Source organism: Pseudomonas bananamidigenes (genome assembly GCF_001679645.1).
Classification (GTDB): Bacteria; Pseudomonadota; Gammaproteobacteria; order Pseudomonadales; family Pseudomonadaceae; genus Aquipseudomonas; species Aquipseudomonas bananamidigenes.
The window spans coordinates 1-12,476 of the sequence record NZ_LRUN01000009.1; the positions used below are offsets into that span (position 1 = coordinate 1).

The 12,476-nt window shown below is 60.8% G+C and carries 10 protein-coding genes and 1 riboswitch; of the genes, 6 read left to right on the forward strand and 4 right to left on the reverse strand.

Annotated elements, in window-relative coordinates; all coding sequences use genetic code 11:
- Positions 1-126 precede the first annotated feature (126 nt).
- Positions 127-347, forward strand: a riboswitch (cobalamin riboswitch).
- 120 nt (positions 348-467) lie between these two features.
- From BBF94_RS04255 to cobM, 4 genes are all read left to right on the forward strand, one after another.
- A complete protein-coding gene (locus BBF94_RS04255) occupies positions 468-665 on the forward strand; it encodes a CbtB domain-containing protein (protein ID WP_065257802.1) in 198 nt (65 codons plus the stop codon).
- 11 nt (positions 666-676) lie between these two features.
- The gene (locus tag BBF94_RS04260) at positions 677-1,378 is read left to right on the forward strand and encodes a CbtA family protein (protein WP_065257803.1); all 702 of its coding nucleotides are present in this window, start codon (positions 677-679) and stop codon (positions 1,376-1,378) included.
- Complete coding sequence (locus BBF94_RS04265) at positions 1,375-1,788, forward strand: cobalamin biosynthesis protein (RefSeq protein WP_065257804.1); 414 nt, start codon at positions 1,375-1,377, stop codon at positions 1,786-1,788. Before BBF94_RS04260 ends, BBF94_RS04265 begins: the two co-directional genes overlap by 4 nt.
- A gap of 91 nt (positions 1,789-1,879) precedes the next feature.
- Positions 1,880-2,626 (forward strand): precorrin-4 C(11)-methyltransferase, encoded by a 747-nt coding sequence (cobM, locus tag BBF94_RS04270; RefSeq protein WP_065257805.1) that lies wholly within the window; start codon positions 1,880-1,882, stop codon positions 2,624-2,626.
- Between the two features lie 165 nt (positions 2,627-2,791).
- Here cobM and nfuA read toward each other — a convergent pair whose 3' ends face one another.
- From nfuA to BBF94_RS04285, 3 genes are all read right to left on the reverse strand, one after another.
- Complete coding sequence (nfuA, locus tag BBF94_RS04275; protein ID WP_065257806.1) at positions 2,792-3,376, reverse strand: Fe-S biogenesis protein NfuA; 585 nt, start codon at positions 3,374-3,376, stop codon at positions 2,792-2,794.
- Positions 3,377-3,465: 89 nt separating this feature from the next.
- Positions 3,466-4,467 (reverse strand): acyltransferase family protein, encoded by a 1,002-nt coding sequence (locus BBF94_RS04280; protein WP_065257807.1) that lies wholly within the window; start codon positions 4,465-4,467, stop codon positions 3,466-3,468.
- Positions 4,468-4,644: 177 nt separating this feature from the next.
- Entirely contained in the window at positions 4,645-6,927 is a 2,283-nt protein-coding gene (locus BBF94_RS04285; RefSeq protein ID WP_065257808.1) for a fatty acid cis/trans isomerase, read from the reverse strand.
- 159 nt (positions 6,928-7,086) lie between these two features.
- On the opposite strand from BBF94_RS04285, the gene metH reads away from it, so the two are divergent.
- Positions 7,087-10,797, forward strand: coding sequence for a methionine synthase (metH, locus tag BBF94_RS04290; RefSeq protein ID WP_065257809.1), 3,711 nt, complete (start codon positions 7,087-7,089; stop codon positions 10,795-10,797).
- A gap of 109 nt (positions 10,798-10,906) precedes the next feature.
- Positions 10,907-11,125 carry a DUF2970 domain-containing protein gene (locus BBF94_RS04295; protein WP_065257810.1) on the forward strand — a complete coding sequence of 73 codons (219 nt, stop codon included), beginning with the start codon at positions 10,907-10,909 and terminating at the stop codon, positions 11,123-11,125.
- A gap of 6 nt (positions 11,126-11,131) precedes the next feature.
- On the opposite strand, the gene BBF94_RS04300 is transcribed toward BBF94_RS04295, so the two are convergent.
- Entirely contained in the window at positions 11,132-12,205 is a 1,074-nt protein-coding gene (locus tag BBF94_RS04300; protein ID WP_065257811.1) for an ABC transporter substrate-binding protein, read from the reverse strand.
- Positions 12,206-12,476: the final 271 nt, after the last annotated feature.

Sequence of the window (12,476 nt, forward strand, 5' to 3'; positions counted from 1 at the left end):
TTTTTGGTTACTTTTTCGGCGTTTGGAAAAAGTGACCCGCCGTAAGGGCGGAACCCTAAGCAGCCATAACCGCAGCAACGGATATGCCCCCAATCCAGATTGACTGAAATCCCCCCCGCATGGTCTCCTACACAACTTGTTACGGGTGCCCTGCAAAGGGTGAAACGGGAAACCGGTGAATCATGTGCTTTACTCAAAAGCCATGTCAGTCCGGTGCTGCCCCCGCAACGGTAAGCGAGTGAAGTGTCAGATCCACTGTGCCCACGGGCATGGGAAGGTGACGCTTGCAGGTCGGCAGACAGCCACCCCTCGCGAGCCCGGAGACCGGCCCGCAACGCACAGTGCGCATCCTGCGTCGCTGAACATAACAACCCGCGGTGGGCGGGCGCTGTTCGAACCGCTGCGTGCCCGCTCGCAGGGGTCTTCATGCGCTCCATTCACCCGCTGACACTCCAGAGGGAAGCGCCATGTCGATCATCAGCAGCACCGCCGGCAACACGGACAAAATCGCCAGCACCACCACCCTGAGCCAACGCCTGACCGCTGCGATCTTCGCGTCGATCCTGGGTGCCAGCCTGGTCTACTTCGCCGGTTTCTCGCACATCGAAGCAGTGCACAACGCCGCGCACGATACCCGCCATAGCGCCGCGTTCCCGTGCCACTGAGGCCTGACGACATGATCAAGCGTATTGCGCAGACCGCAGGTTTCAGCGGTCTCCTGGCCGCCTTGCTGCTGACCCTGCTGCAAAGCCTCTGGGTTTCGCCGCTGATTCTGCAGGCGGAAACCTTCGAGAAAGCCGAACCGGTGGCCGAGGTCCATGAACACGCCGCCGGCACCGCCGCACACACCCACGATGCCGAAGCCTGGGAGCCGGAAAACGGCTGGCAGCGCGTGGTCTCCACCACCGGCGGCAATCTGGTCGTCGCCGTAGGCTTCGCCCTGATGCTGGCCGGTCTGTACACCCTGCGTGCGCCGACCAAGACCTCGCAAGGCCTGCTCTGGGGTCTGGCGGGTTACGCGACTTTCGTGCTCGCACCGACCATGGGACTGCCACCCGAGCTGCCGGGAACGGCTGCCGCAGATCTGGCCTCGCGCCAGATGTGGTGGATTGGCACTGCCGCTTCGACCGCTGTGGGCCTCGCGCTGATCGTGTTCAGCCGCCACTGGCTGATGAAGATCCTCGGCGTGGCGATCCTCGCCGTGCCGCATGTGATCGGTGCGCCGCAACCGGAAGTGCATTCGATGCTCGCTCCGGAAGCACTGGAAGCCCGCTTCAAAATCGCTTCGCAGCTGACCAACGTGGCGTTCTGGCTGGCTCTGGGCCTGATCAGCGCCTGGTTGTTCCGCCGTAAAAGCGATGGTCAGTACCACGCATGACCGATGACAGCGCAGCGCCGACCCTGGTGGTCGGCCTGGGCTGCCAGCGCGGTTGCCCGGCGAGTACGCTGCGCGCCTTGCTCGACCAGGCCTTGCAGGCCCATCACATCGAAATCGAGGCGGTCAATGCTTTGGCGAGCATCGACCTGAAACGCGACGAACCCGGCCTGCAGGAACTGGCGGCGCAACTGGCGCTGCCGTTGCTGTATTTCAGCAGCGAAGAACTGGCCGGCTATCAGCAGCGACTGAGTCACCATTCACAGATTGCCTTCGAACGCACCGGTTGTTACGGCGTGGCGGAAAGCGCTGCACTGGCGCTCGCAGAACAGTTGATTCAAGCCCCGGCAAAACTGCTGATTTCCCGGCAAAAGTACGCTCAGGCAACCCTGGCATTGGCCGGCGCGGCTTGAATTCCCGATAATCCCCGCTTTCGATCATGAGCATTCTTCATCTGAAGTGCTTATGAAGCCTCGACCCGCCCTACTTTCACAGGATTGAGCGATGACCGTCTACTTCATCGGCGCCGGCCCCGGCGACCCGGAATTGATCACTGTCAAAGGCCAGCGACTGATCCGCAGTTGCCCGGTGATCATCTACGCAGGATCGCTGGTGCCAGCGGCGGTACTCGAAGGTCATTCGGCTGAAACCGTGGTCAACAGCGCCGAACTCCATCTGGAACAGATCATCGACCTGATCAAGACAGCCCATGCCAGTGGCCATGATGTGGCGCGTGTGCATTCGGGCGATCCGAGCCTGTATGGCGCCATCGGCGAGCAGATCCGCTGTTTGCGAGAGCTGGAAATCCCGTTTGAAATCGTCCCCGGAGTGACAGCCACCGCCGCATGCGCTGCGCTATTGGGCGCCGAACTCACGCTGCCGGACATCTCGCAAAGCGTGATCCTGACCCGTTACGCAGACAAGACTGCGATGCCTGCAGGAGAAGAACTGGGCAACCTGGCGCAGCACGGGGCGACGATGGCGATTCATCTGGGGGTCAATCATCTGGAGAAGATCCTCGCCGAGCTGCTGCCGCACTATGGCGCGGACTGCCCGATTGCAGTGATCCACCGGGCGACGTGGCCGGATCAGGACTGGGTGGTGGGGACGCTGGAGGATATTGCCGCGAAGGTAGCCGCCAAGGGCTTTCGGCGTACGGCGCTGATTCTGGTCGGGCGGGTGTTGGCCAGCGATCATTTCAGTGAGTCGTCGCTGTATCGCGCGGGGCACGCGCATCTTTACAGGCCCTGAAAGCAATTGTGGCGAGGGAGCTTGCTCCCGCTGGATCGCATCACGATCCCGAAACCAGACAACCCACTCATCACGGGTCAATGCGTTGCCTGGTTTGTGACTGCCAAGCAGTCAAGCGGGAGCAAGCTCCCTCGCCACATGCCGTTCGACTGTGCAGCGAACGCCTTAGTAGTAGGCGTTTTCTTTCTGCGTGTGGTCGGTCACGTCGCGAACGCCCTTGAGCTCCGGAATGCGCTCGAGCAAGGTGCGCTCGATACCTTCCTTCAGGGTCACGTCCGCCTGGCCACAGCCTTGGCAACCGCCGCCGAACTGCAGCACGGCAATGCCGTCGTCAACCACATCGATCAGACTGACCTGACCGCCGTGGCTCGCCAGCCCCGGGTTGATTTCGGTTTGCAGGTAGTAGTTGATGCGCTCGTTGATCGGGCTGTCGGCATTGACCATCGGCACCTTGGCGTTCGGCGCCTTGATGGTCAGCTGGCCGCCCATGCGGTCGGTGGCGTAATCGACGACGGCGTCGTCCAGGAACGCTTCGCTGAACGAGTCGATCCAAGCGGTGAAGCTTTTCAGCCCCAGCGCGGTGTCTTCAGGTTTCTCTTCGCCCGGCTTGCAGTAGGCAATGCAGGTTTCGGCGTATTGGGTGCCAGGCTGGGTGATGAAAATACGAATGCCGATGCCCGGGGTGTTCTGCTTGGAAAGCAGATCGGCCAGGTAGTCATGGGCGGCGTCGGTGATGGTAATAGCGGTCATGGAAACTCCTCGCAGGCTTGGGCGGAGTTTACGCCAATCGGCGTGCGACACAAAGTCCCAGTATTTACGTAGGAATAGTTCGCAATCGGCTAATCCGCAGGTTTGCCGTCGATTCGCGCCTTAAGCCACTGATAACTGCGCTTTTCTACCCATTCGTAACTCAACCAGGAACCGAAGAGGATGGTCAGCGCACAGACAAAAAACATCAGATACGGGTTGATCCCATAGCGTCGGGCCAGATAACCGCCGGTCGAAAGTATCAGCACGTGCATCAGATACACCGAGTACGAACAGTCGCCCAAAAGTTTGAGCAGCCTGTAACGTTGCACATGACGTTCCAAAGCCATGCTTGCCATCACCAGCACCGCACTGGGCACGCCCCAACTCAGCAATCGGGGTTGCGGCGGCAGTTGGTAGATCGTCAGCAATGCCGCAGTGATCCCGAACAGCGGCAGCCAGAGCGCCGGCCCGATCCAGCCACGACGATAGAGCATGCCGATGCCGATCCCCAGCAGGAACTCGTAAACGATGTCCGAGCGATAGAACTCGCTGATCCAGCCGAACCCGGTCCAGGCCTGGCACACCGCGAACAGCAGCGCCGCGACCACCCACAACCGGACTTGCAACCGAAACAACAGGGCCCAGGCGAACAACACGTAGAACAGCATTTCGTAATTCAACGTCCAGCCGACATTCAAGGTCGGATAGATCCCGTAACCGCCGGGGTTTTCGGTCGGAACAAACAGCAACGACAGCAGCAAATGCCCCCAGTCCAGTTTCTGGTCCGGCAACAGCGGTCGGGCGAACACCACCAGCAACGCCATCAGCACTGTGTAGAGCCAATACGCCGGAACAATACGAAACAGTCGATGCAGCAGAAACCGCGCAGGCGGCAGCGCCTTGCCCTCGGTGGACAGAAAAATCACCAGCCCGCTGATCACGAAAAAGATGTCGACGCCTACGGCCCCCTTGTCGATGAACAGTTGGCCCAGGGGCCCGCTCGCCTCGAAGCCGAAGAAAATCTGCATGAAGTGATGGCAGACCACCGCCCACGCGGCGAGCGCTCGCAGGGCCTGCACTGAAATCAACATTGCCCGCTCTGACCTCATTCCCAAAATGCCACTTCACCCTGTGGGAGCGAGCCTGCTCGCGAAAGCGATGGCACATTCAATGTATCAGTGCCTGACACTCTGCCTTCGCGAGCAGGCTCGCCCCCACAGGAGATTTTGTTTTACCTGGGGTTGGGACAGCAGGCCTGCCTCAAACGATCAAAGATTCTCGTACCGGTTCATGTCCAGCACGCCCTCTTCCACCGGGTCGGTTTCGTGGATGTACTGGCTCAGGTCATGAAAGTAGAACCAGAACTGCGGATGGCTGCGGCGTATGCCCCAGCGCTCGATGATTTTCTCGAACTGTGACGCATCCTTCGCGTTTTCCATGGCATCGACAAACGCCGGCACCTGATCCGCCGGGATGTTGAACATGAAATTCGGGTAGCTGCTGAGCACGCCCGGATAAATGGTCACGCTGTCGAGCCCCGGCTGATAGCGCAGCGACTCGCCCAACAGAAACGCCACATTGCTGTGGGCGCGGTTGCGCAGCAGGCTGTAGACCTCGCGCTTGCCGCTGCGGGTCTCGATGCGCAGCATGGTGGCTTCCGGCAATTGATCGATCACTTTCAGACCGGCCGCGGGACGCGCCGTCAGGCGGCTCAGGGCCTGCTCGGCGTTTTGCAGCGCCGGGTCGATATTCGGCCGTGAACAGTAAGCATCCTTGCAGCGGTTGATCGGATCGGGCCGCGCATTGAGGTCGCCGTAACGGGCAAGCAACTGCATGGCGAAATCGTGTTTCGGGTCTTTTGCGTCCAGTTTCAGCGCCGTCGGCTTGTCATCGTCGATGGACTCATAGTCCAGCCACATCTTGAACTGGCCACTGCTCTGATACCAATCGTCGAGATAAGCCTCACGGGAATCGGCGGGCATCAGGCGCAGAAAGTTCTGCTCGGCACCATTACGGATCAGGTCGAAATACAAGCGTGTCTGCGCCTGATGGGAGACGTTGCCGAACACATCGAAATTCACCGCCAACTGGTAATAGGTGCGTTCCAGCAGCGGATAGTCGAACAGCCACATCGTCTGCGGCACCTCGCCGATCAGGCCTTTGGTCACCGAGGCGCTGTCGAAATGGCGGAAAATGCTCAACAGCGCATTGTCATTGCCGGCCCACAGGGTCGACCAGCTCGGCGGCGGCAGTTCGGCGTAGCTGTCGCGGCGCAGGGCCTCGTATTTGTTGCGCTTGTTGCGATAGTCGTGCCACAGGCTCAGAACGCTTCCGACGTCGTCGTTCTGCCCCGGCATGGCCAGCAACGGCGTGGCCTGGCCGCGATAGTTCGGATCGGTGATGTACAGGTCGTGTTCCGGCGCCTGAAACAAGGCCCAGAAGTTGTCGCGGATCACGTCGGTCGCAATCTGCCCGCGGCACACCGGGCCACGAATGAAAGTGCGCACAAAATACTCGGCGTTATCGAGCATGAACTGATAACGCGCCTGCGCCGGAATCGCCTCGAAGGTCGCGAACGGATTGGCCCGGCTCTGCGGCCCGTAACCCGGCAACGCATGCACTTGCCAGTTGCCGTTGTAGAACAGGCTCTTGACCCGCGCCATCTTCGCCGCACTCAGCGGGTAGGTGATGTGAGTCTTGTGCACGATCACGCCCTGCACCGGCCACAAGCGGTAATACACCTGGGTGCCCGGGTCGTCGTTGGGGCGGCGGGTGGCGATCAGGTCGATCGGCTGGCCGGTCGGCGTGCGCGAACGCACCCACTGGAAGAAATGTCCCGGTTCGCCGTCCTTGAAATAGACATGCGCCAGGAACCAGTGCTCAAAGAGCCAGCGCCCGACCAGACTCTCCCGGGCCCCCGGCTGATTGAGCAGGTTCTCCCACTGCACGATCTGCAGCGCTTCTCTGGCGCTCGGCGCCAGCCCCTGTTCATCAATGGGCGCGCCGGAAGCCAGCCAGCGTTGCAGGGTCTGGTATTGCTGATCGGTCAGCCCGGTGACCGCCAGCGGCATGCCCTCTTTCGGATGGGCACCGGCATAACCGTCGAACTCGGCAGGCATCGCGCACATGTTTTCCCGTTGCAGACCGAGAACGATCTCCTCCGGCAATCTCGCGTTGGGGGTCAGCGGGGTCCTGTGACCCAGCTCCAGCATGCGCGCCATCAGCGCAGCCTGGCTGCCCTGGGCATCGAGCACCGAATAGAACCCTTTCTGCTGCCACGCCCGCTTGCCGGAAGCGTCGTAGAACAGGCGCGTGGTCGGCGCCGCCTGAGTGCGCTCACCGTCGTAGACGGGCATTTTGCTCGCGCCCCGGGCCGCGCCCTCGCCACTGCCCAGGTTCAACTGGCAGGCCGAGTCGTAGCACGCATGGCAGGCCACACACTTCTCGGTGAAGATCGGTTGAATATCACGGGTGTAGGAAATCGAGGGTTGCTGCGCAGCGGCGCCCCAGCTTAAGAACAGCAAGAAAATGCTGACGACGCGATACGACATGTCCCTGATCCTGATCCTGAAGAAAATCGCCGCGATTCTACCGTTATGACGCCCGTGCCAACATGAGCGATATTCATGCAAAAGCCGCACATGCTCTAAATCCGCGCAGGTTTGTTATGATCCGGGCCCTTAGTCATGGTCTTTTTTCGAGTAGCCCCAATGTCCGATCGCAGCGTCCGCCTTCAAGCTCTCAAGCAAGCTCTCAAAGAGCGCATCCTGATACTCGATGGCGGTATGGGCACGATGATCCAGAGCTACAAGCTCGAAGAGCAGGATTATCGCGGCAAGCGTTTCGCCGACTGGCCAAGCGACGTCAAGGGCAACAACGACCTGCTGGTGCTGACCCGTCCCGACGTCATCGGTGGCATCGAAAAGGCCTACCTGGATGCCGGCGCCGACATTCTGGAAACCAACACGTTCAACGCCACCCGGATTTCCATGGCCGACTACGGCATGGAAGAACTGGTCTACGAACTCAACGTAGAAGGCGCCCGTCTGGCGCGCAAGGTGGCCGATGCGAAAACCCTTGAAACGCCGGACAAGCCACGTTTCGTCGCCGGCGTGCTCGGCCCTACCAGTCGCACCTGTTCGCTGTCGCCGGACGTCAACAACCCCGGCTATCGCAACGTTACCTTCGATGAACTGGTAGAGAACTACACCGAAGCCACCAAAGGCCTGATCGAGGGTGGCGCCGATCTGATCCTGATCGAAACCATCTTCGACACCCTCAACGCCAAGGCTGCGATCTTCGCCGTGCAAGGCGTGTTCGAAGAGCTGCACATCGAACTGCCGATCATGATTTCCGGCACCATCACCGACGCCTCCGGCCGCACCCTGTCAGGCCAGACCACCGAGGCGTTCTGGAACTCCGTGGCCCACGCCAAAGCGATTTCCATCGGCCTGAACTGCGCCCTCGGCGCCCGTGAACTGCGTCCATACCTGGAGGAGCTGTCGGACAAGGCCAGCACCCACGTCTCGGCACACCCGAACGCCGGCCTGCCGAACGAATTCGGCGAGTACGACGAGCTGCCGGTGGACACCGCCAAAGTCATCGAAGAGTTCGCCCAGAGCGGTTTCCTCAACATCGTCGGCGGTTGCTGCGGCACCACCCCGGGCCACATCGAAGCCATCGCCAAGGCTGTGGCCGGTTATGCGCCACGGCAGATTCCGGACATTCCGAAGGCCTGCCGCCTCTCGGGTCTGGAGCCGTTCACCATCGATCGCAACTCGCTGTTCGTCAACGTCGGCGAGCGGACCAACATCACCGGTTCCGCCAAATTCGCCCGTCTGATCCGTGAAGACAACTACACCGAAGCCCTGGAAGTCGCCCTGCAACAGGTCGAAGCCGGCGCCCAGGTGATCGACATCAACATGGACGAAGGGATGCTCGATTCGAAGAAGGCCATGGTGACCTTCCTCAATCTGATTGCCGGTGAGCCGGACATCTCTCGCGTACCGATCATGATCGACTCCTCGAAATGGGACGTGATCGAAGCCGGCCTCAAGTGCATTCAGGGCAAAGGCATCGTCAACTCGATCAGCATGAAAGAAGGCGTCGAGCAGTTCATCCACCACGCCAGGCTGTGCAAACGCTACGGCGCGGCAGTGGTGGTTATGGCGTTCGACGAAATCGGCCAGGCCGACACCGAAGCGCGCAAGAAAGAAATCTGCAAACGCTCCTACGACATTCTGGTCAACGAAGTCGGCTTCCCGCCGGAAGACATCATCTTCGACCCGAACATCTTCGCGGTGGCCACCGGCATCGAAGAACACAACAATTACGCTGTGGACTTCATCAACGCTTGCGCCTACATCCGTGACGAGCTGCCGTATGCCCTGAGCTCCGGCGGTGTGTCCAACGTGTCGTTCTCGTTCCGCGGCAACAACCCGGTGCGCGAGGCGATCCACTCGGTGTTCCTGCTGTACGCGATCCGCGCCGGCCTGACCATGGGCATCGTCAATGCCGGTCAGCTGGAGATCTACGACCAGATCCCGCAGGAACTGCGCGACGCTGTTGAGGATGTGATCCTCAACCGCACCCCGGAAGGCACCGACGCCCTCCTCGCCATCGCCGACAAGTTCAAGGGCGACGGCAGCGTCAAGGAAGCCGAGACCGAAGAGTGGCGCAGCTGGGACGTCAACAAGCGTCTGGAGCATGCGCTGGTCAAAGGCATTACCACCCACATCGTCGAAGACACGGAAGAGTCCCGGCAGTCCTTCGCCCGTCCGATCGAAGTGATCGAGGGCCCGTTGATGGCGGGCATGAACATCGTCGGCGACCTGTTCGGCGCCGGCAAAATGTTCCTGCCGCAGGTGGTCAAGTCCGCCCGCGTGATGAAACAGGCCGTGGCCCACCTGATTCCGTTCATCGAACAGGAAAAAGGCGACAAGCCGGAAGCCAAGGGCAAGATCCTCATGGCCACTGTGAAAGGCGACGTGCACGACATCGGCAAGAACATCGTGGGTGTGGTGCTGGGCTGCAACGGCTATGACATCGTCGACCTCGGCGTAATGGTGCCGGCAGAAAAGATCCTGCAGGTGGCCCGCGAAGAGAAATGCGACATCATCGGACTGTCCGGCCTGATCACTCCGTCGCTGGATGAGATGGTCCACGTGGCCCGCGAGATGCAGCGCCAGGACTTCCACCTGCCGCTGATGATCGGTGGTGCGACCACCTCCAAGGCGCACACGGCGGTGAAGATCGAACCGAAGTACAGCAACGACGCGGTGGTCTACGTGACCGACGCCTCCCGTGCCGTGGGCGTGGCGACGCAATTGCTGTCCAAGGAACTCAAGGCCGGTTTCGTCGAGAAGACCCGCGAAGAGTACGTCGACGTGCGTGAGCGCACGTCCAATCGCAGCGCCCGTACCGAACGCCTGAGCTACGCCGCATCGATCGCGAAAAAACCGCAGTTCGACTGGGCGTCCTACACACCGGTCAAACCGACGTTCACCGGCACCCGCGTGCTGGACAACATTGACCTCAACGTCCTGGCCGAATACATCGACTGGACGCCGTTTTTCATCTCCTGGGATCTGGCCGGCAAATTCCCGCGCATCCTCGAAGACGAAGTGGTCGGTGAAGCTGCCACCGCGCTGTACAGAGACGCCCGCGAAATGCTGACCAAGCTGATCGACGAAAAGCTGATCAGCGCCCGCGCGGTGTTCGGCTTCTGGCCGGCGAATCAGGTGCATGACGACGACATCGAACTGTACGGCGATGACGGCAAGCCGATGGCCCGCCTGCATCACCTGCGTCAGCAGACCATCAAGACCGATGGCAAACCGAACTTCTCCCTGGCCGACTTCGTCGCGCCGAAGGACAGCGAAGTGACCGACTATGTCGGCGGTTTCATCACCACCGCCGGCATCGGCGCCGAAGAAGTGGCCAAGGCCTATCAGGATGCAGGCGACGACTACAACTCGATCATGGTCAAGGCCCTGGCCGACCGCCTGGCCGAGGCCTGCGCCGAGTGGCTGCATGAGCAAGTGCGTAAAGAGCACTGGGGTTACGCCAGGGATGAAGACCTCGACAACGAGGCGCTGATCAAGGAGCAGTATTCCGGCATCCGCCCTGCCCCGGGCTACCCGGCGTGCCCGGATCACACCGAGAAGGCCACCCTGTTCGCCCTGCTCGACCCCGAGGCTCAGGAAATGCGCGCCGGCCGCAGCGGCGTGTTCCTCACCGAGCACTATGCGATGTTCCCGGCAGCGGCGGTCAGCGGTTGGTACTTCGCCCATCCGCAGGCGCAATACTTCGCCGTGGGCAAGATCGACAAGGATCAGGTGCAGAGCTACACCTCGCGCAAGGGCCAGGAGCTGAGCCTGACCGAACGCTGGCTGGCGCCGAACCTGGGTTACGACAACTGATCCGGCGTCACGCGACACCCTGTGGGAGCCTGTTGGCTCCCACAGTTATTTCTGCGGTCTGAAAAGGGTTGACTATGCTTGTCTGACACACACGGCAGACGAGGGATTTATGGACGATCCAGTCGACAACAAGCCACCAACCTTCTGGCAGATGCTGCACAGCGTCATGGCGGCAGCGTTCGGCGTGCAGAGTGGCAAGAACCGGGCAAGGGACTTCACCCATGGAAAGCCCAGCCACTTCATCTTCCTGGGCATCGCATTCACGGCAGTGTTCGCCCTGACGCTGTTCGGCATTGTGCAACTGGTGGTGCATCTGGCAGGCGCCTGAGCGGCGTCAGTGCATGAGGGTCTGCAAGTTGAACGGGTAGCGATACGAAACCGGACGGCCCTTCGCCGACATCTTGCTGAAGCGCACGCCGTAATCCGGCGCCGTGCCCATGGCCAGCATTCGACGTGCCTGCTCCTTGTCGATCAATTGCAACAACGGGATCTGTCGGTCGCGGCCACCGTACTGATTCAGGTCGACGCCCTGAGCATGATCGTGCACTTCGACCAGCGCCCAGCCGCCGAGCGTGAAATGACCGCCGAGCAAGGCGCTCAGGCGACCGTCGACCAGCGCCTGCAACGCCGCAGGTGATGTGTTGACCGCGCTGAACAGCACGTCTTTGCCGGGCACCTTTCCGGTTTCCGAAACCGCCCGCATTGCACCGAAGGCCATTTCGTCGTTGGCAGCCCACACCAATGACACTTTCGGATAACGAACCAGCAACTGCCTGGCTTGTTCATAGGCGCGCTGCTGTGTCCAGCCGCCGTAGACCAGTTGCCGCAAACGCACTTCAGGATGCTCCGCCAGCGCCCGTTGCATGCCCTTCTCGCGCAACTGCGACGATGGGGTGATCTTCAGGCCGGAGAACGCCAGCAATTCGATGCTCTCGCCGGGCGCCACGGGTGGGTGCAGACGGATCAACTCCTTCATCAACAGGTAACCGCCCTCCTCGTCATTGGGAACAAGGCTGCCGATCCGGTCGGCCCGATCTCCGACCAGCGCCTGCTGGTTAGGGGTCAGTGCAGCATTGACGATGAACAGTTTCACGCCGCTCTTGTCGGCCATTCGCAAGATCTGCGGCGCGATGTATTGCTCGTTGGCGAACATCAGATAGTCGGGACGATCAGGCCCCTGCAGGGCCAACCGCGCCTGGGCCAGTGTCATTTCGGGCTGGCGCTGGGAATAGAGGATCCGCAGATCGACGCCCAGGTCCCGGGCGGCCGCCTGCATGAACTGTGAATAGCTGACCCAGAATGCTTCGTTGGTCGAACCGGGGTTCAGAAACAGCACGGACTCGGCCCGCGCACCGGCACCAAAGGCCAGACCCAGCAACAGCAGGCTGATGTGAAGAAACTTGAACATGAAGCATCCGGGCCCGGGGAAAAATGGCCACGCATTATAGCCATTCAATCGCCGGCCATTAGCGCCTGATCCCGCTTTTTGTCCGACAATCGTCGGAAGCGGGCCCGGAGAGGTCGTTTTACTGATGACTGACCCAGAACACCGCCGTTCCAACGACCAGAATGATCAGGAACAGAATGGCCCACGCATCGACACTGCTATCGCTTTTCCTTGCCTTGGTTGGATTGCTCATTGCATCGCCTCTTGTCGGTTTTATCGGTGATTGCAGAAA

Coding starts and splice junctions, on each gene's coding strand:
- BBF94_RS04280 (WP_065257807.1), bottom strand. CDS start 4,467: ATGTTGATTTCAGTGCAGGCCCTGCGAGCGCTCGCCGCGTGGGCGGTG.
- BBF94_RS04285 (WP_065257808.1), bottom strand. CDS start 6,927: ATGTCGTATCGCGTCGTCAGCATTTTCTTGCTGTTCTTAAGCTGGGGC.
- BBF94_RS04295 (WP_065257810.1), top strand. CDS start 10,907: ATGGACGATCCAGTCGACAACAAGCCACCAACCTTCTGGCAGATGCTG.
- metH (WP_065257809.1), top strand. CDS start 7,087: ATGTCCGATCGCAGCGTCCGCCTTCAAGCTCTCAAGCAAGCTCTCAAA.
- BBF94_RS04300 (WP_065257811.1), bottom strand. CDS start 12,205: ATGTTCAAGTTTCTTCACATCAGCCTGCTGTTGCTGGGTCTGGCCTTT.
- BBF94_RS04255 (WP_065257802.1), top strand. CDS start 468: ATGTCGATCATCAGCAGCACCGCCGGCAACACGGACAAAATCGCCAGC.
- nfuA (WP_065257806.1), bottom strand. CDS start 3,376: ATGACCGCTATTACCATCACCGACGCCGCCCATGACTACCTGGCCGAT.
- BBF94_RS04260 (WP_065257803.1), top strand. CDS start 677: ATGATCAAGCGTATTGCGCAGACCGCAGGTTTCAGCGGTCTCCTGGCC.
- cobM (WP_065257805.1), top strand. CDS start 1,880: ATGACCGTCTACTTCATCGGCGCCGGCCCCGGCGACCCGGAATTGATC.
- BBF94_RS04265 (WP_065257804.1), top strand. CDS start 1,375: ATGACCGATGACAGCGCAGCGCCGACCCTGGTGGTCGGCCTGGGCTGC.